This is a genomic window from Bradyrhizobium sp. MI1.7 (assembly GCF_055811795.1).
Genome location: NZ_JBVVPO010000026.1, coordinates 96815 through 114713 on the forward strand (window position 1 = coordinate 96815; position 17899 = coordinate 114713).

The window sequence follows — 17899 nt, forward strand, 5'->3', positions numbered from 1 at the left end:
CGCTGCGATGGCCATTGACGTCTTTGACAGTTTTCTGAAGGAATTCGAGCAACCCATTACGGCGTTCGTGTCGACGTCGGTTTCGAATCTGGCATCGTACATCGATGGCCCGCTTCGCGTGGCCGTGATGCTCTATGTCGTCCTCTACGGTTTTGCTGTGATGCGCGGCGCGATTTCCGAACCGATCATGGAATTCGCCTGGCGGGCGATGCGGATCGTGGTCGTGGTTCTGCTCGCGACCAATTCAAGCGCGTTCCAGCAATACGTCACAGGCCTGTTCTTCGACTCCTTGCCCAAGGAAATCGGCAATGCATTAGCGGGCTCAGGACTAAATACCAGTTCCGGAGCGCCTTTCGATCAGCTTCTCTCGAAAGGGATCGACGTTGCGAACAAGATCTACGAACAAGCCGGTCTGACCAACATCGCGCCGGCGCTGATTGCCGCGATTCTCCTGGTCTTCGTGGCGGTTGGCTCCTTCCTGCAATTTGCCATCCTGCTCTACGCCAAGGTTGGTCTCGGCGTCGTGATCGCGCTCGGCCCTATCTTCATTGCGCTCGGGCTATTTGAGGCCACGCGGCCGTTCACAGAAGCCTGGCTTCGGCAGGTCGCCAATTTCGTCATTCTGTTGGTGCTCGTCGTCGCGTTGGTCGGGCTGATGCTAACAACCGTCAGTGGCTTCATCGACAGGTTCGCGGCCAATGCGGGTACAGCCGGCGAGATGGTGGTCGCCGCAGTTGCGATCAGCGCCGTGCTCGGTCTGTCCGGATACATCTCGCTGCAACTGCCGATCATCGCAGGCGGTCTTGCCGGGGGCGGCGCGTCGCTCGCAAGCCGGCTGGTCACAAGTCCCCTGATTGCCAATGCCACGGCCGCAGCCGGCGGCGCGTATGCCGGCGCACGCTGGTCGGCAAGCCGGGGTCTTGCTGCAGTCAGAGCCAGCCGGCAGGGCGGCAGTATGCGGCGGATCCGATCCCAGGGCACTACGACAGCGTAAGCAAGGATCGCCGGCATCAAGCGACAAGAAAGACAGGGGCATCAGAACGATGTGGCGTCGACTATTCATCATTTGCGTTATCGCATGGCAGCTTGGGGCCTGCGCGAACTGGTCAAAGGGGCCGCCGTCCTGTGACGGTCTGACGCGCCGCCCACTCAATCGTTCACTTTGGGATTGGGAGAACGGCACGCCGCTGGTGGCGCCCGAAGCGCCAATTCCGCCGTCCGGGCCAGCACCCATCATCCGCAAGGGCGAGATTGGGCCGTCGGCGCCATCCAGCCATACCGCCAATTCGAGCTCTCGGTTGGACATTGCAGCCTCTTACCGCGCCTGCGGCAAGGAGGCGTGAGATGGTCCGGCAGGATGATCTGAAGACCTATTTCGACAACGCGCGCCGGTGGGAACAGGATCTGTTGCTGTCGGCCCATCGTTCGCGCCGAACGGCATGGGTGGTTGCCGCGGGTGCCTGTGTATTGGCGGCCGCCTCGGTCGGTGCGGTTGCGGCTCTTGCGCCGCTGAAGACGGTCGAGCCGTTCGTCATCCGTGTCGATAATGCGACCGGCATTGTCGACACCGTCTCCGCCCTCAAATCGACGCCGGCGCGCTACGATGAGGCCGTGACCAAGTATTTTCTCGGCCGCTACGTGCGTGCACGCGAGGGCTACAGCTATCCGGAGGCGGAAACCAATTTTCGAACCATTTCCTTGCTGTCCGGGGCAGGCGAGCAAGCCCGTTTCGCGGCGTGGTACCGCGGCTCCAATCCCGAAAGCCCGCAGGTCGTTCAAGGCCGTTTCGGGGTCGCCACCGTACGCATCAAGGCGATCTCGCTGCTGGCCGACAATGTCGCATCCGTGCGGTTCATGAAGGAGAGCCGCAAGGGCGAGGAAACCCGCATCACCCATTGGGTCTCGACCCTGACGTTCTCCTATGCCAGCGCGCCCATGTCCTCTGCCGACCGTCTTATCAATCCCCTCGGCTTCCTGGTTTCGGAATATCGCGCCGATCCGGAGGTCGTGCCATGAAACGTTTCGTCCTTTTGATGATCTTTGCGCTGGGATACGCGGGGCCGGTGCTGGCGCTGCAGCAGCCGGCACCTGGTCAACATGACGCTCGGGTGCGCACGGTCACTTACGATCCGGCCAACGTGGTGCGGGTCAATGGCGTCATCCGGGCTTCAACCCAGATTTTGTTTGCTGATGACGAGGAGGTCGCGCATGTCGCGATCGGCGACTCCGTGGCATGGGAGGTTGCCCCGGCAGGCTCGATCTTGTTCCTCAAGCCGCGGGAAAAGCATCCGCCCACCAATTTGCAGGTTGTGACCACACGCCCCGATGGGCGCAAGCGCTCCTATCAGTTCGAATTGTCGATCGCCGAGGCGACGCTTGCGGACAGTTATTTCGTGGTCCGGTTCGCCTATCCCGGTGATGAGATTGAGCGCCGACGCATGGAAGCGGCCGCGCGTGGCGCCGAGCGGGAAGGCGCGCTGATCGAGCAAACCTTCGACCTGCATCATGCCTATGGCGCCCGCAACTGGCGTTTCTCCGCTCAGGGCTCGATCGATCTTGAGCCGGAAGCCGTGTTCGACGACGGCAAGGAAACCACCTTCCGCTTCGCGGGCAATCGCGAGGTCCCGGCGATCTACCTGATCAACTCTGACGGCTCAGAAAGTCTCGTGCCTAAGGATGTCCGCGGCGAACTGGTGGTCGTTCATGCCACAGCACGAGAGTTTCGTCTGCGCAAAGGAGGCAACGTGCTCTGCATTTTCAACGAGGCGTTCGATGCGGTGGGAATCAACCCCGGTACCAATACCACCAGCCCCTCGATCGAGCGGCGGGCGAAGAAATCACCTCCATCCCTGAAGTCAGATAGGCGGGCGCGACATGACCGAGCATCACGATGAGACGATTGCCGGCGACCGCGGCATTACCCCTGTGGGAGGCGGGGACAATGGTCGAACGGCGATGCTCAAGCGCGGCTTCGGCGCGCTGGCGCTTACCGCTTTTGCCTTTCTGATCATCTGGAGCACCTGGAAGAGAGATAAGCCGGTGAGCGATTCCGCACGCAAGCTGATGATTAGGCCGGCGGCGGCGTTCGAGCCCGCACCGGAACCGCCGTCTGCACCGATCACCACGGCTTCAATTGCAGCCACGCCGGTCGGGGCCGCGCCAGCGGCGCCGGCACCCGCCTCCGACCAGCTCCTGGAGAGCGCGCGGCGGGCGCCGGTGCTCGCTTATAATCGGCCGATTTCTTCCGGGCGCCCCGCCCGCGATAGCGCCACTGGAAGCGTCCTGACCGAGCCCTATGAGTTTGGACGGGGCGGGCCGCGCAACGATCTTGCCGACAAACTGAAGCCCACCCCGATCGAGGGCGTGCGCGCCGCGCGGCTTCCCAACCGCAATCTGCTGGTCACCCAGGGTACTTCAATTCCGTGCGTACTCGAAACCGCGATGTCCTCAGACGTGGCCGGCTTCGTCTCCTGCGTCGTCATACGCGACGTGATGTCGGATTCCGGCAACGTGGTGCTCATGGAAAAAGGCACGAAGGTGGTTGGCGAGTATCGCGGGAATGTCCGGCGAGGCTCAAAACGCCTGTTCGTGCTGTGGACCCGCGCCAAGACGCCAACAGGGGTGATTGCAGCATTGTCCTCGCCGGCCACAGATGCGCTGGGCCGTGCCGGCTTCGACGGCGACATTGACACCCACTTCTTTGAGCGGTTTGGCTCGGCGCTCCTGCTCTCAATGGTCAGCGATGCCTCATCGATCGGTCGTCAGCAGATGCAGGACGGCTCCATCCAGATTAACAACACCGCGGGGGCCACGAACACCGCCGCCGCCATTGCTGTTGAGCAGTCGATCAACATCCCGCCGACGCTGAACAAGAATCAGGGCGAGCTCGTCAATATCTTTGTCGCGCGCGACGTCGATTTCTCCTCGGTCTATCAACTTCGGCGAATTGAGACCCGGACCCAGATTCTCGACCGCACCATCCCTGCTGGCATCGTGGCCCCGGCTCCGGTGACGAAATGACCCAGGTGACGTCGATTGAACGCGATGGTGGCCGCCTGGTGCTCGAGCGCTATCTGGAGCCGCTGGCGCCTTACCTGGCGGACAAGACCCTGACCGAAATCGTCGTCAACCGCCCGGGCGAGATCTTCGTGGAAGGGCCGGGCGGTTGGACCCGGCATGAGGCGCCGGCTTTGACGCATGTCTACCTCTCGCATCTGGCAACTGCCGCCGCCGGTCACACCCGTCAGGACGTCGGTCCAGAGCATCCGGTGGTGTCAACCAGCTTGATCGGCGACGAGCGCTGTCAGATCGTGATCCCCCCGGCTGTCCCAGCCGGGACAATCAGCCTGACAATCCGCAAGCCATCGACCCTGACCATGACGCTTGACGCCTTCCAGCAGGCAAGACTGTTTGACGAGGTCCGTGTCACGGGGAATGAGCTCCGCCCGGACGAGCATCGCTTGCTTGCCTTGAAAGAAGCCGGCGCCTGGCGCGAGTTTCTCGAGCTTGCGGTACGGGCCCGCCGCAACATTCTCATTTCTGGTGCAACCGGTTCCGGCAAGACCACCCTGTCCAAGGCGCTGATCGCGGCGATTCCGTCGCATGAGCGGCTCATCACGATTGAGGATACTGCCGAGCTTGTCATTCCCCATCAGAATTGCGTGCGGCTGCTCTATGCCAAGGACGGGCAGGGCGTCGCCAAGATTGGAGCGCGCGAACTGCTCGAGTCGTGCTTGCGGATGCGGCCAGATCGGATTCTGCTGCAGGAGCTGCGGGATGGAACGGCATTCTTCTATCTAAGGAATGTGAACTCGGGACATCCAGGATCGATCACGACGGTCCATGCCGACAGTGCCCGGCTTGCCTTCGAGCAACTGACCTTGCTGGTGAAGGAAAGCCCGGAAGGCCGTGACCTTCATCGCGACGATATCCGCTCGCTCCTGCTGCTTCTCGTCGACGTCGTCGTCCAGATGCAGAAGCGAGACGGCCGGTACCGCATCTCGGAAATCTATTATGACCCCGTTCGCAAACGCGACCACGCCCACTAGGTTCGCGCTCGGTACTGCGCTTGCGGTCGGCGCCATCGGGCTGTTTCTGCTGGTCGCCTCAAATATTCTGCTGCTCGGGCTCAGGCATCACGACGGAGGCATCCATTGGTCCGAGATCGCCACGGGCTGGCCCCGGTACGGCACGGACCCACGCTTTGACCGCTGGCTGACGCTCTCAACTCTAGCCGGGGTGATAGTCGTCTTTGGCCTGCTCGGCGCTATCCTCCGGCAGCGTCCTCTGCCGCTTCATGGCAGCGCCCGTTTCGCCTCGGCGCGCGAGATCAAGGCCGCTGGCCTGCGATCCAAGGAGGGCGTGCTGCTCGGCTGCAAAGACGGCGCGCTGCTCTGTTTCGGGGGATCCGAGCATGTCCTGGTTTACGCCCCCACCCGCGCAGGGAAGGGCGTTGGCTATGTCATTCCTAACCTACTCAATTGGCCGGATTCAGTTGTCGTGCTGGACGTGAAGAAAGAGAACTGGGATCGTTCGGCGGGATTTCGTGCAGCGCATGGGCAGGAGGTCTATCTGTTCGACCCTCTCGAGGAGAGCGGCCGCACGGCACGCTATAATCCACTAGGTTATGTGCGCAGCGATCCCGCCGATCTCTATGACGATCTGCAGCGCATCGCGGTGATGCTGTTTCCGGCGGAAAGCCGGGGCGACCCATTCTGGTTCGAGGCGGCACGTTCGGCCTTTGTCGCGATCGGAGGCTACGTCGCGGAAACGCCTGGCTTGCCCCTGACGATCGGCGAGATTCTGCACCAGCTGTCTGCGGCCAGCGACCTCAAGTCCCATTTCGAGAAAATCATCTCCGCTCGCAAGTCAGGCCCTTCGCCACTGTCGCGGCATTGCATAACGGCATTAAACGACTTCCTCGCCGCTTCCGAAAACACCCTGAGCTCGGTGCGCAAGACAGTCACGGCGAGGCTCGGTCTCTGGCTCAACCCGCGCATCGATGCGGCGACATCGACGAACGATTTTGATTTGCGGCAGCTGCGGCAACGACCGATGTCGATCTATCTCGGGGTCACGCCAGACAATCTCGACCGCATGGCCCCGCTCCTCAATCTGTTTTTCCAGCAGGTGGTCGATCTTAACACCCGCGAACTGCCGGAGCAGAACCCCAAACTCAATCGCAAGGTGCTGCTCTTGCTCGATGAGTTTCCAGCGCTGGGTAATGTCAACGTGCTCGCGAAAGCAGTGGCTTTCATCGCCGGATACGGCATTCGCCTCCTCACTGTAGTTCAGAGCCCCGCGCAGCTGCGCGCGATCTACGGGGTCGATGCCGCGCGCAACTTCATGACCAATCACGCCGTCGAGGTCGTGTTTGCACCGAAAGAACAGGACGTGGCGAATGAGCTCTCGGAGCGTATCGGCTACGAGACCGTGAACGCGCGCAGCCGCAGCGGACCAAAAGGGCTGGCGATGCGCTCGACTAGTGAGACGATCTCCGAACATCGTCGCGCCCTGATGCTGCCGCAGGAACTAAAACTTCTCCCGAGATCCAAGGCCTTCATTCTTGGCACCGGTATTCCGCCCATCATCGCCGACAAGATCATCTACTACGAAGACAGGCGTTTTCTAAAGCGATTGCTGCCGGCGCCCGTTCCGCGGATGCCCAAAGGGCGTTCAAATGCGCTGCTCGACGCCGAAATCAAGGAACTGCGCTCCGAGATCGCCGAATTGCGCGCGGTATTCCGGACGCGCCCCATGACCGACGAGGAGGTGGCCGACCCCTCCGCCATTCCTGCCGGCGCCAGTTTCGACTTTGGCGACGTGGACGTGGACCTCGAAGGGCTCTCCGAGGAAGAGTTAAAGGCCTGGACCCTGAACTACATCGACGCCCAGGCCATTCCGCCGGCGCGACGGTCCGGCCGCAAACAGACCGGGCAGCAGCATGAACGACAAGCGTGACAACGGCGAGGATTTCAGCCTTGAACGGCAAGATCGCACAGGGCGCGATTCGGGAAGAAACGAACCGGGCGACCAGGCGGAAGCGAAGTCAAAGTCGGCTGCCAGGTCGTCCGCCGCGATAGTTGATGACAATGCGCTCCCCGAGCGTATCAGTCGCAAATATTACGTCATTTCAAATGAGACCGGAAGAGACCGGCATAGCGGGGAAACGCGCTTCTATGCCGACGAACGTGGCGAGTATCTGGCCTTCAAAATCACGGAAGATCGACTGGTCACCCGGCTGGCCGCAGCGGAAGTAATCCGGGACATGGTCAGCGTGGCACAACATCGCCAATGGGAGGCACTTCACGTCCGCGGCTCCGCGGAATTCCGACGCGAGGTCTGGCTTGAGGCTGGTACCCGCGGAATCGAAGTGCAGGGGTATCAGCCGACTGATCTCGATCGGCAGGCGCTGGCTGATCGGCAAGCCGTCTGGAACCGAACACGTCCTCGCGCGCATCAGGAGGAGGTTCGTTCAGCTTTTGACAGGGACGAGCCCTCGGCAAGAGTCGACTACGACAAAGGCGTTTCGGGACGTTTGATCGAGCTCGTCCGGGCACCTTACGGCAATCGGAACAACGCCGAGATGTCGACCTACTTGGCTCTCGAGCTCGACAATGGCCAGCAGCATAAAGTGTGGGGCGTGGGTCTGGAAAAGGCGGTCGCAGACAGCAAGACAGGGCCGGGCGACCGAGTCCAAGTGCGCCGCGAGGGCGTCGAACGCGTCCTTAAAGATATCAAGATCATCGACGCAGCAACCGGAAATGCACGGTCCGCGCGCCGGCAGGTGCCCCGCAACCGCTGGCGTGTGACGGCGGAGAAATTCCGCTCGGCCGATCGGCAGACGGCGGCGCGTGATGCCGATTTGATCGCGGCACAATCGAAGATGGTCATCATTGAGAAGCTGGTAGAACGCGCGTTTCCGGAGGACGAGCGGGCGCGGCGAAACATCATGGAAGCGGTCAAGGACCGCATTGCCGGACATCTCGAGCGGGGACATTCGTTCGCGCGCGCGACGGTGGCAGAACCGATTCAAGATCGACATCGATCCGAGAGCGATAAAGTCGATGTCAAGCGAAACCAGACTGGCGGGCGCGAGAGATTTCAGGAAAGGGAACGCTGAGGGCATGCCAGAGAAAGTCGTCGAGTCAAAAATCGCGAGTTTGACTCCCACTCTCTCCGCCATACAGGCCGAGAAGTTCTGATCGATCAGTACGCAATCCGCTTCGCTGTTTGGCAGCCCATACTCAAGCCCATACTTCTGATTGCACCAGCAACGAACATGTTGCCGGTAAAAGAAGGGTATACTTTCAGGAAACACCCATAACATTTGAAGGCTTCAACGCGCGGACTTTCTCCCAAGCCGCCCAAACCCGGGTTCCAATCCGGATTTTTCCGATCGAGCGGGGTGCGACGCTCGAAGACAGGCTGGTGAAAGACTCACTCCTGAACATCGCTGATGTTTCGCCGCATCGCTGCACAAGGAAGGGGCGCGAATGAAAGAAGGTGGACCGTAGGTGCTGTCTTTCGGGACCACCGGTGGACGCGCTTCCGCAGCGACGTAACGATAATCCTGAGCTGCTTTTCGGTTCGTCACTTAACCGGGAATAGGAGCGGACGGACGCTTGTAGTTGCCAGGCCGGAGCGCCGGTCGGGTGTATCGCATTGTAATGCCAGCAATCGATGCGTTCACCGGCTGATCACACACTCTGAAAACACGACCAAAGCCGCCCCCGATCCGCACAGTCCACGGCTCGCCCGAGGCTGCGAGCCAGTTCGAGGTGATGATCGGTGCTGTGGTCAAGTACCAGCCGTGCGCCATGTTGTAGTTGAGGAATGGCTGGGCAAGGAAGGCATTGACGGGCGGCCGCAGGGGATTGCCACCGATTGACCATTGGTTTTGAGCAAAACACCGATCACCCAATGTCCCGGCGTAACTAAGAAGACAGCCGTCGGACCGAACAGGAACTTGCCGGTCCCCTGGATCGGATCGTTGGCGGACGGAATGGTGAAGACCGAACCAGCGCCCCGGATGAGTTTGCCCGGGTTGGTAGGCGAGAAGAACAATGACTGCGTGATGTCCCCAACGCCATTGGCAATTACTGTTGAACAGCCGACTTGGCTGGCTTACCAGCGCAATGACGGAGATCAGGTTCCAGTCATCGCTTAGATGCATCGGCACGACGGGCTGAATGTTGAATACTCCTGCGTGCGATTGAATCGGCCGGCTCGAAATTGGTGTTGCTCTGAAACACCACGCTGACAAGGTCCGCGATCGGGTTTTGTGATGCCTCCTGCAGATCTTCCGAAGGCTCGTGAGAGACGGCAGCGGTCGATGGCTCCGCTGCAGTAGAAACGCCACTCCGGAATTTATAATTGATCCCGGCTTTGACCATTTGAAGATCGCGGTTCAAAGCCACCGAAGGGTCCGTAGGAGATTTCCAGTTCGACAGTCCGAGATAGTCGTATTCGAGCTTGACCGCCCGATGCGGCTTGAAGCCGCATTCGACGCCACCGCCAACCAACCGCTGCTGGTACTAAACCCGTTCCAAAAAGTCGCGTTGCTATGCACCCAGCCGCCGCCCAGCTTGGCGAACACGGGCCATCGATCATTCACGAGGCCGAGGCGGCCCATCACCGTGCCGACCCAGTGCTGGCGAGGGCCGGATGACCAAAGCCGGCTCCGCCGAACTCTTCAACACCAAATAGAAGGTGACCGGCCGGGAAGTTATAGCCCGCCTGCACGCCACCGATGAAATCGGTGAGGCCGCTATACGAGTTGTTGCCAGGAATGTTCAAGCACCCGTTCGACAGCGAAATGGTGTCACAGATGGCGCATGCGACCCATCCTCCCATCACCTTGCGCGTGGATTTCGATCTTCTGTGCTCGTTGAAAACATTTGCTGGGCGCAGAAATTCATATTGGCTTTGCCGGCCGTCGCCATCGAACGTCGGACACGTGTCTCGACGCGTGCCGAAATCGCATAGTAACGCGCAGGGTTCCGCTCTACTTAGATCGTTCAGCCGGGGTCTTTGGCGCGGCTGCTGAAATGTCCGCAAGGATCGATCCGGTCTGCCAAGTCGCGGTTGTCGAGCGTCATCGTCGTGAGCAGCGGCACCGATAAAGCCCATCAAAAGGATGCGACCCATGTCGAACTACGATGGAAATGCACCTGCTGCCCCTCTTTCCGCGAACGCCATCGCAATAGATGTCGGCCTTCGCGCTTTCATGCTGCGCGTCTACAACTACATGGCCGTCGGGGTCGGCTTGACTGGCGTTGCAGCGTTTTTGACCTATCAGGTCACCGGCCCGGAATTGCTTCAAAGTCCGCTGATGTGGGTGTTGATGCTGGCCCCGTTGGCGCTGGTGTTCTTCATCAGCGCGCGAATTAACACAATGTCGGTCGAAGCCGTGCGAGGATTGTTCTTTCTTTACGCGGCGCTTGTCGGGATCTCCCTGTCGACCATCTTTCACATCTACACGGAGTCTTCGATTACGCGGGTGTTCTTTGTCTCGGCGGCCGCCTTCGGCGCGCTCAGCATCTGGGGTTATTCGACCCAGCGAAACTTGTCGGGTTTCGGCACCTTCCTTTTTATGGGCCTGATTGGCGTCATCATTGCGAGCCTGGTCAATCTGTTCCTGAGATCCAGCGGGCTCGATTGGATGATTTCCGTTGTCGGCGTCGGCGTCTTTGCGGGCCTCACGGCTTATGACACCAAACGGATCAAGGAAATGTATGATGGAAGCGATGATGCTACTTCGAACGGTCGCAAGGCCGTGATCGGCGCGCTGTCGCTCTATCTCAATTTCATCAATCTCTTCATATGATGCTGCGTCTCATGGGTGCTCCACGCTAGCGTCGGCGATGATGACACGCGCGACGCATCGCTTCGCGCGGGCCCAATAGTCCTGGAAGTCTCGGACAGCGGTTGCCACGTGCCCGACCCCGAACGGTGGCTGCGGACGGCACGAGGGCGTTGGCCCGAGGAGAGCAAGAGAGTTGCGCGCAATGGAGCGACGCCCCTTGTCGACGCTGGCGGATCCATAGCGAATGCATCAAAGCGCCGACATTCGCCAAATGATCAGTCGGCATACATTGGGTCAGGCGCGGGAGCAACTGAGCCGCGCAAGAGGTCCGGAGTTGTAGATGAGAAACAGGTCGCCCCTATAGTGGAAGTATTCTCCAACGAATTCCTTCGTCACAAACTTAAGCTGGATTTTGTTGTTGCTGGTAATGTGGGGAGCAACCGATTTGCCATTTCCGATGGTCAGGGACATCTTGTTCTTGTCGCCCAAAGTGACATTCAGGTCGATTAGCTTCGGTTGGATGGCGGGTCACGCATTTGTTGAACGACCTCGCCTTTGCACGAGAATTGTTGTTCTGCGGCATTGCCCGGCCCAGCCATCATTGCCGGCAAGGCAGGGCCTGCCACTAATCGACCTGCCTGCAACATGACTTCGGCTCCTATCCTTTGTCGTGACTGGAAGTAAGTACGCCCTTGCGCCGATTGCTGCGGTCTCGCCGACGGTCAGATCAACAGACTGCAGACAACGGAACGATCTACCGTATCCAGTGAAGACCGAGGCTTAGCCAAGCGCTATGCAAATTCGGCCAGCTCCCGCCCTTTTGGGTGCCTCTCGTGTGGTCAAGCGGGAGCTGCTGAAAGTGCATAGTGCAGCTGCAGCACATCGGCGAAATTGGCAAAACATGAAGCGATGCGCTCTAACGGTAACTCGAGGAGTTTATGATGACCATCAAGAGTCGATCCAACTTGATGATTTTTGTCGCCCTTCTGCTCTGCGGTTCTGCGCCGGCCGTGGCCCAGCACGTGCCGCTGGAGAAGGCGATCGGCGGAGACAAGCCAGAAATTGTTCCGTCTCTGATTGTGATGAATGCTCGTGGAGCCACCTTGCAGGGCGGCCAGCTCGCGCTCGTGGGCGATCGCACCAAATTCCATCGTGTTTGCTGACCGGCCGGTACGAGCGGCGGGCCATTCGCTCACGACAGACTTGCTGGAGGAATGGTCACCCAGCAACGAGAGCGATGACAGCTTCGCCAAGGAGCCGCCGAATGCCACCGTGTCGGTTTTCAACAAGGACGGCTCGAAAATCAAAGACGCGGTGGTGCTAGATGGACCTTGAAGTTCTGGCCCGCCGCATCGTAGCCCTGAGCGTCAGCCGCATTTTGCACACCCGTTGCGGCCTCCCCCAGTTCCGGTTCTCGGGCTGATATTCGGTTCGACGGACACCAGTCCCGTGACGATGTTCTTCACGCGTCATTGGGGAGCACTGCTGTTCTGGAGCGAAAAAGTCCCGTCAGGACTATGCAAATTCGGCCGGCAGAGCAAAAAACACCGTAAAACAGCGATGGCAGATCCCGCGTAGTTGCGCCGCCGCACTCGGCTCTGGGAGGACTGGGAACCATAAGCCGTGATACCGGCCAAATCACGCACAGGATTTCACCTGACATTGACCAAGAGCGTAATCGATTGATCGGCGACCTCGATAAGGCGCTTGTGGTGAAGACCGTTTTTCAGATCAAAGGAATTGGTCCGACCTTGAACGGCCGGAATGGCGAAGGTGATTCCTCCGCAGAGACGATCTCATCGATGAGATAATTGTCGGAGTAAGCGAAGAACGCTGGTCCCTTGTGAGCTCCGGTCCACTGGGCCGCGGGATCGGACAGCGAGATGAACTTCGGGACAACCTCACTGGCCGCACCCCACGCCGTATCGTCGAGGGTTGCCAGATACTCCTTCACCGCGCGGCTTGACCTCGCCGGATCGCGATCCCTGCGCCAATCCTGACCCGCGATCGAGCGCTGCTTGTTGGCATCTGCCTGGATCAGGCTCGCGTCTACCGCAAAACCTTCGCCACCAACCAGACCGGCCAGAATGCACGCCTCGACGATATGTTCGAATACGCGACGAACGACATCTCCCTCGCGGAAGCGCTCATTGCGGGCCCGCGAGAAGGCCGAATGATCCGGGATAGCATCCTCGATACCGAGCTTGCAGAACCACCGATAGGCGAGGTTCACCTGCACTTCACGGCAGAGCAGCCGCTCCGAGCGGATCGCGAAGACATACCCCACGATCAGCATCCGGATCATCAGCTCTGGATCGATCGACGGGCGACCCATGGACGAATAATGAGGAGCTAGTTCGCTGCGAAGCCAAGACAGATCGAGAGCAGTGTCGATCTTCCGCACCAGATGATCTTCGGGAACCGCGTCGCTGAGATGAAACGCGTAGAACAGTTGACCTTGGTCACTCTTCAGACGGCCCATCATGAATCGACCTCGTCGCGATTCGCGTCAACACAACGGAATCACGCTTGCCGGCTCGTCTCAACTGACTTTTGCAACAAAATCTGCCAACACAAGGCGACATGCCAAGGGGCAGGGAATGCGCCGATGAGCGGCAGTGGTGGCATGGCAGCCACGATCGAACCCGCAGGGCGTTACCAGCGGCACTTGATCGCCTTAGCAGGCTCACCGTCGATCAGGCGAAGGGGCGACCCGGTTGGCTTCGCTGGCAGCGGATGCCAAAAACTCATTTAGCAGGTGTCGCTTTATCCTGATCGGTTCACGCTCGCCTTGGGAAGCGAGCAAGAGAACGCGCTCGGCAACTTCGAGAGCAGATCGCTGCTGCTGACGAGTGAATGGCGGCCTCAATACGGGACTAATAGCCCGGGCAAATCCAGTTGCCGTAGGCGTCGTAGCCGCAGCCGCCGCGATAGTAGGCGCCTGTCGCAGCAGCGCCGACAGCAGCGGCGCCGACCGCCGCCGCACCGACACCGTAACGCCGATACCCGTAGCCGCCATAACCATAGCGTCCGCCGCGCACCGCAACAGCGCCACCCCGGGCTCCTCGAACTGCAACAGCGCCGCCCCGGTAGCCTCGCCCGGCGACAGCGCCGCCGCGGTAACCACCTCCGTGAAATCCGCCACCGCCCCGATAGCCGCCACCGCCGCGACCGCGGGCATAGGCATCGTCTGGAATCAAACTGGCGGTGAGCAGAACAAGTGCTGCAATTGCAGCAAGAATATAGTGAAGCATGACAGCATCCTCTCTACGAACTCTGCGAGCGCGGGAGATTGCGGCGCCCGCGGCGCGTTAGGTTGATGTAAGTCAACGGGACTCATGACTCCGCCGCGGCGTGGGAAACGGCATTAGCAGAGGTCGGTTCGCCCGGTTTCTGTTATGGTTGCTTGGGAACCGACGCAAAGTAGGCGGTTGGTGCAGTATCACCGCCCCAGTCCCGGCATCTATTGAGGGACTGAGCGTGGCGCTGCGATTAGCCGATAACATCAGGCCATTAGGCGCGCCGGTCTGTAAGCACTATCGCTCTAGTAGCTTGATCGTCGAGACGGGCCACTTCCCGGGATGGCCAGCGACGGAAAGACGCAAACCGTGCGCTTCGTCCAAGCACAATTCCTCGACAGTTCCTGCCTTCCCGTCCGTCAGCACCACGGCCTTGCCGATCAATTCCGTCTCGGCTTTGTGACATTCCCGCAGAATAGCGGCGGCGTGCGCTTTGGCTCGGGGCATTGCCTCAGCTGTCTCCATCGCATCAGAGCGACTGTGCATGCAAACCTAGGGTTCCTACGGGTGCTAGATGGCTGCCGGCGTGCGCATCGCAGCATGTTGCTCATTGGAGCTAAAGAAATTTTCTGTTCAATGAAGGCGCAGACCCAGCGCCTGCTTCGAGCCATCTCCGATCCTCACAGCACCATCATCGGTCACATGACCGGGCGGCAGCTGCAGCGGCGGCCAGGCTACGAAATCGACATCGAGAAGTTGCTCCGGGCCTGCGCCAAGCAAGATGTCGTCGTCGAGATCAAGCTCACCCGTGGCGGCTCGACCTGGATTGGCGCTGGCACCGGGCTGCGCTCGAGTTCGGCTGCATGCTGAGCATCAATCCGGACGCGCACTCGATTCCTGAGCTCGATCACATGCACTGGGGCGTCGAGATGGCCCGGAAGGGAGGTGTCCCCGCCGACCGTGTCCTGAACGCGATGCCGCTTCCGGAGATCACGCGCTACCTCCGCCAGAAGCGGCGCTCGCTCGCCCGGGCGGCCTGATCGGCGGTTGCCGAGCGTCGGGAAGCAATCGAAAGTTTCGCTGACCGACCGAATATACGATTGCTGAATGAGAGATTCCCATGACAGACGTTTCGAAGATCAAGGAACATATGGACGTGATTTCGTCCGATCGGAAGATGGTCGGAAAAGTCGATCACTTGGATGGAACCGACAAGATCAAGCTGACGAAGCAGAGTTCGCCGGACGGTCAGCATCATCACTTTATTCCGCTCTCATGGGTCGATCACGTCGATCAGCACGTGCATCTCAATAAGAGCGGCGCCGACATCATCTCACACTGGCAGCACGCTCAAAGCTGACGAAACCACTGGTCAGCTCCTGTATCACTGCGACAAACCAAGAAGCAACAAATGGCGGATTAGGCACGGCGTGGAGTACTGCAGTCAGTCGCGATAGGCGCATCGCCGCGGTCGGATCGGCGGCGGCACAATTACGCTCACGCTCGGACAACGGAGCAAAGAAACTCGATGGCAAGCCAGCGCCGCGACGCCGGCGGAGCGCCGAACGCCAGCTAGGAGGACAACTTATGGGAATCGCGAAATACGAGATATTTGGAAAAGACGGCGCGTGGCGCATGCGCCACGACGGCAAGACGGAGAATGAGTACGCCACGAAGGAAGCTGCGTTCGAAGCCGCAATTGCGGCGGCTTCAATCGCGCTGCGAGAGGGCCATGATGTCACAATGACCGCTCGTCCTAGCGAGACCACAACCGGTGCGCCCACGAAGTAGGGGACTTGTCGGAGACCGAAGCGGTCAAGTGCTCCCAGCGCGCAGCACCGAAGCCTCGTCCCCTGACGGACATCGGTGCGTTCCGATGGCAAAGGCCAAGGTGGCAACGGCGGCAAGCCGAGGACTTCACGCACAGGGCCGAACGAACGTCTATGGGCAGCGCATGCGCCTAGTCTGGCCAAAGCGGCATAATGGGCGCGCACAGGATAACCCTTGTGGTCGGCGAAGCCGTAGCCGGGATGATGCATGTCAAGCGTTCGCATCAACGCATCGCGCGAAACCTTCGCCAAAATAGACGCGGCAGCGATGCTCACGGATTTGGTGTCGCCCTTGATTATCGCCTGCTGCGGGACCGCGATGTCTTTCGAGCGTTTCGCATCGATCAAAAGATGCTGCGGAGTCACCCCCAGCCCTTCAACAGCCCGTCGCATGGCAAGGATGCCCGCCCAGTAGATGTTGATGGTGTCGACCTCCTCAACCTCGACAAACGCGACAGACCATGAGGCCGCCTTTTCCTTGATCTCTTCCGCGAGAGACTCGCGCGAATTCGCGTCCAGCTTTTTTGAATCGTCGATCCCAAATATGCGCGTGCCGGGCTTGAATATTACTGCGGCAGCTGCGACCGGGCCCGCAAGTGGGCTCATTCCGACCTCATCGACACCCGCGATAGCTTCCTGCCCCACTTGCCAGAGAAGTGTTTCGAAGCGGAGCATCTTGCGAAGCCGCTGTCCTTCGGACCGATTTTCAAAGCGCCGCTTTTCAATCGAGGCAAGGATGGAGCGCGCTCCCGCGCGGCCGTCGGCGCGCAGCATTTCCTCAAGGCCCGCCTCAAGAGGCCTGCCCTCGATGACATAGCGCCGACGTAATTTTTCGAGTGAGTAGCGGGTCACGACACCCTCGACGGGAATAGGGGCGGTGATCGCCAAGCTTTGTGGCAAATATCTGAAAATTGGTTTCCCAGCCAATGGAACTCTAGCGTTTACTGTCGTCGCGGCCTGTTGCGAGTCATTCTCATAGAACAGTGAATAAGCGCCAAATAAACCCAACGGCTTCCGAGACCCACAATTCATCAACTTAATACGCAGTCCGGAAGATCGCTCAGTTCTCGGAGGGGGTAACCTTCGGCGCCGTGAGGGATCAAACCGTGCTCCGAATGACATCCTGGACGCAAGGACCCTTCCGGGGATCGCGCTACCTTCGCCAGAAGCGCCGCTCGCTCGCCAGGGCGGCCTAATGCCACCGGCGCAAGAACTCTCGCTCCAAGGAACGGTGGTGGCGGTCGCCGCCGATCGCGGACACCACTTCAGCAAAGCGCCGCAGGACCGCATCATGCTGGTGGAAGGCCACGGCGTCGAAGGTGACGCGCGCGTTCGTCCGGCATTATCTCGCCCGCCGCCAGCCCGCCTACCCAATCGCCGCCAGGTCTACCCGATGCCGTCCGAGCTTTTCACTTCCCTTCTCGAAGCTGGCTTCAAGGTCGCAGCAGGTGTACTTGCAGTAGCGCAGCAGGCTGAACTAACTAGGCAGAGCGGACTTGCTCTGCCCCTCAATTGCAGCCGGCTTCGGGCCAACAGAAGACGTGCCTAATAAAAACGAAGAAGCCGCGACGGCGAAGTCTAGGACATCGTCGCTGCGAGCAAGGACTGGCAGCCGACCAACGTTACAGAGCTGCGACCGCGAGATTGGTGTAACGCCAGCACTCTTTGAAGGAACTAGTTCGCAAAGCTTTCGTTGGCTGGTCATCCGGATCGGCAAAGGAGAACACGATCATGGACCGCGAACACGTGAAGGGCGCTGCCGACAAGGCAAAAGGCGCGATCAAAGAAGGTGCCGGTAAGCTTACTGGTGACAAAGACATGGAAGCAGAAGGCAAAATCGACAAAGCCAAGGGATCCGCCCATAACGCTGCAGGAGACGTGAAGGACGCAGCGCGCGACGCCGCTGATGCCCTCAAGAACAAGTAGAAGAGGCAATACAAAAACTGGCCGCCGTTGGGCGGCTTTTCTTTTTCTACCGGCCGGCCCGGTAGAATGAAGACGCCCACTTACCTCAGGGCGTTTGA

18 protein-coding genes and 2 pseudogenes are annotated in these 17899 nt (G+C 60.0%); 12 read left to right on the forward strand and 8 right to left on the reverse strand.

Annotated elements, in window-relative coordinates:
• Positions 1-7: 7 nt before the first annotated feature.
• The 7 genes from AC0L3X_RS23380 (at position 8) to AC0L3X_RS23410 (ending at position 8122) form a co-directional block, all read left to right on the forward strand.
• The gene (locus AC0L3X_RS23380; protein ID WP_354098414.1) at positions 8-994 is read left to right on the forward strand and encodes a TrbL/VirB6 family protein; all 987 of its coding nucleotides are present in this window, start codon (positions 8-10) and stop codon (positions 992-994) included.
• Positions 995-1344: 350 nt separating this feature from the next.
• Complete coding sequence (locus AC0L3X_RS23385; protein ID WP_354100679.1) at positions 1345-2016, forward strand: VirB8 family type IV secretion system protein; 672 nt, start codon at positions 1345-1347, stop codon at positions 2014-2016.
• Positions 2013-2894 (forward strand): P-type conjugative transfer protein VirB9, encoded by an 882-nt coding sequence (gene virB9 / locus AC0L3X_RS23390; RefSeq protein WP_354100680.1) that lies wholly within the window; start codon positions 2013-2015, stop codon positions 2892-2894. Before AC0L3X_RS23385 ends, virB9 begins: the two co-directional genes overlap by 4 nt.
• Positions 2875-4020, forward strand: coding sequence for a type IV secretion system protein VirB10 (gene virB10 / locus AC0L3X_RS23395; RefSeq protein ID WP_354100681.1), 1146 nt, complete (start codon positions 2875-2877; stop codon positions 4018-4020). Before virB9 ends, virB10 begins: the two co-directional genes overlap by 20 nt.
• On the forward strand, positions 4017-5048 hold the full coding sequence (virB11, locus tag AC0L3X_RS23400; protein ID WP_231145648.1) for a P-type DNA transfer ATPase VirB11: 1032 nt from the start codon (positions 4017-4019) through the stop codon (positions 5046-5048). The genes virB10 and virB11 overlap by 4 nt, the downstream gene beginning before the upstream one ends.
• The gene (locus AC0L3X_RS23405) at positions 5014-6960 is read left to right on the forward strand and encodes a type IV secretory system conjugative DNA transfer family protein (protein ID WP_231145647.1); all 1947 of its coding nucleotides are present in this window, start codon (positions 5014-5016) and stop codon (positions 6958-6960) included. Before virB11 ends, AC0L3X_RS23405 begins: the two co-directional genes overlap by 35 nt.
• Positions 6944-8122, forward strand: a complete 1179-nt coding sequence (locus AC0L3X_RS23410) for an LPD7 domain-containing protein (protein WP_231145646.1) — start codon at positions 6944-6946, stop codon at positions 8120-8122. The genes AC0L3X_RS23405 and AC0L3X_RS23410 overlap by 17 nt, the downstream gene beginning before the upstream one ends.
• Positions 8123-9158: 1036 nt before the next feature.
• On the opposite strand, the gene AC0L3X_RS23415 is transcribed toward AC0L3X_RS23410, so the two are convergent.
• Together AC0L3X_RS23415 and AC0L3X_RS23420 are read right to left on the reverse strand one after the other, a co-directional pair.
• Positions 9159-9524, reverse strand: a complete 366-nt coding sequence (locus AC0L3X_RS23415) for an outer membrane protein (protein ID WP_354100683.1) — start codon at positions 9522-9524, stop codon at positions 9159-9161.
• 109 nt (positions 9525-9633) lie between these two features.
• A complete protein-coding gene (locus AC0L3X_RS23420; RefSeq protein WP_354100684.1) occupies positions 9634-9798 on the reverse strand; it encodes a hypothetical protein in 165 nt (54 codons plus the stop codon).
• Positions 9799-10138: 340 nt separating this feature from the next.
• Here AC0L3X_RS23420 and AC0L3X_RS23425 point away from each other — a divergent pair, with 340 nt between their 5' ends.
• On the forward strand, positions 10139-10828 hold the full coding sequence (locus tag AC0L3X_RS23425) for a Bax inhibitor-1/YccA family protein (protein WP_456679765.1): 690 nt from the start codon (positions 10139-10141) through the stop codon (positions 10826-10828).
• Between the two features lie 273 nt (positions 10829-11101).
• Here AC0L3X_RS23425 and AC0L3X_RS23430 read toward each other — a convergent pair whose 3' ends face one another.
• Positions 11102-11278, reverse strand: a complete 177-nt coding sequence (locus AC0L3X_RS23430; RefSeq protein WP_456683406.1) for a hypothetical protein — start codon at positions 11276-11278, stop codon at positions 11102-11104.
• A 368-nt stretch (positions 11279-11646) separates the two neighbouring features.
• Positions 11647-12096 (reverse strand): hypothetical protein, encoded by a 450-nt coding sequence (locus AC0L3X_RS23435; protein WP_473316832.1) that lies wholly within the window; start codon positions 12094-12096, stop codon positions 11647-11649.
• A 372-nt stretch (positions 12097-12468) separates the two neighbouring features.
• On the opposite strand from AC0L3X_RS23435, the gene AC0L3X_RS23440 reads away from it, so the two are divergent.
• Positions 12469-12618, forward strand: a complete 150-nt coding sequence (locus AC0L3X_RS23440) for a hypothetical protein (protein WP_354100689.1) — start codon at positions 12469-12471, stop codon at positions 12616-12618.
• Here the strand turns inward: AC0L3X_RS23440 and AC0L3X_RS23445 are convergent.
• The 3 genes and pseudogenes from AC0L3X_RS23445 to AC0L3X_RS23455 all read right to left on the reverse strand — a co-directional run.
• Positions 12552-13292, reverse strand: a pseudogene (locus tag AC0L3X_RS23445) (transposase); the annotation flags it as partial. The gene AC0L3X_RS23440 and the pseudogene AC0L3X_RS23445 sit on opposite strands and share 67 nt — an antisense overlap.
• 391 nt (positions 13293-13683) lie before the next feature.
• Positions 13684-14061, reverse strand: coding sequence for a hypothetical protein (locus AC0L3X_RS23450; protein WP_354100688.1), 378 nt, complete (start codon positions 14059-14061; stop codon positions 13684-13686).
• A gap of 282 nt (positions 14062-14343) precedes the next feature.
• Positions 14344-14553: a PRC-barrel domain-containing protein gene (locus AC0L3X_RS23455; RefSeq protein ID WP_456679766.1), complete on the reverse strand. Its 210-nt coding sequence runs from the start codon at positions 14551-14553 to the stop codon at positions 14344-14346.
• A 132-nt stretch (positions 14554-14685) separates the two neighbouring features.
• Between AC0L3X_RS23455 and AC0L3X_RS23460 the strand changes: the two are divergent.
• Both AC0L3X_RS23460 and AC0L3X_RS23465 read left to right on the forward strand, forming a co-directional pair.
• A pseudogene (locus tag AC0L3X_RS23460) lies at positions 14686-15086 on the forward strand (PHP domain-containing protein); the annotation flags it as partial.
• Positions 15087-15166: 80 nt separating this feature from the next.
• The gene (locus tag AC0L3X_RS23465) at positions 15167-15406 is read left to right on the forward strand and encodes a DUF2171 domain-containing protein (protein WP_354100708.1); all 240 of its coding nucleotides are present in this window, start codon (positions 15167-15169) and stop codon (positions 15404-15406) included.
• Here the strand turns inward: AC0L3X_RS23465 and AC0L3X_RS23470 are convergent.
• Complete coding sequence (locus tag AC0L3X_RS23470) at positions 15375-16727, reverse strand: ribonuclease HII (RefSeq protein WP_473316834.1); 1353 nt, start codon at positions 16725-16727, stop codon at positions 15375-15377. The genes AC0L3X_RS23465 and AC0L3X_RS23470 overlap by 32 nt on opposite strands.
• Positions 16728-17606: 879 nt before the next feature.
• Here AC0L3X_RS23470 and AC0L3X_RS23475 point away from each other — a divergent pair.
• The gene (locus tag AC0L3X_RS23475) at positions 17607-17801 is read left to right on the forward strand and encodes a CsbD family protein (RefSeq protein WP_354100710.1); all 195 of its coding nucleotides are present in this window, start codon (positions 17607-17609) and stop codon (positions 17799-17801) included.
• Positions 17802-17899 lie beyond the last annotated feature (98 nt).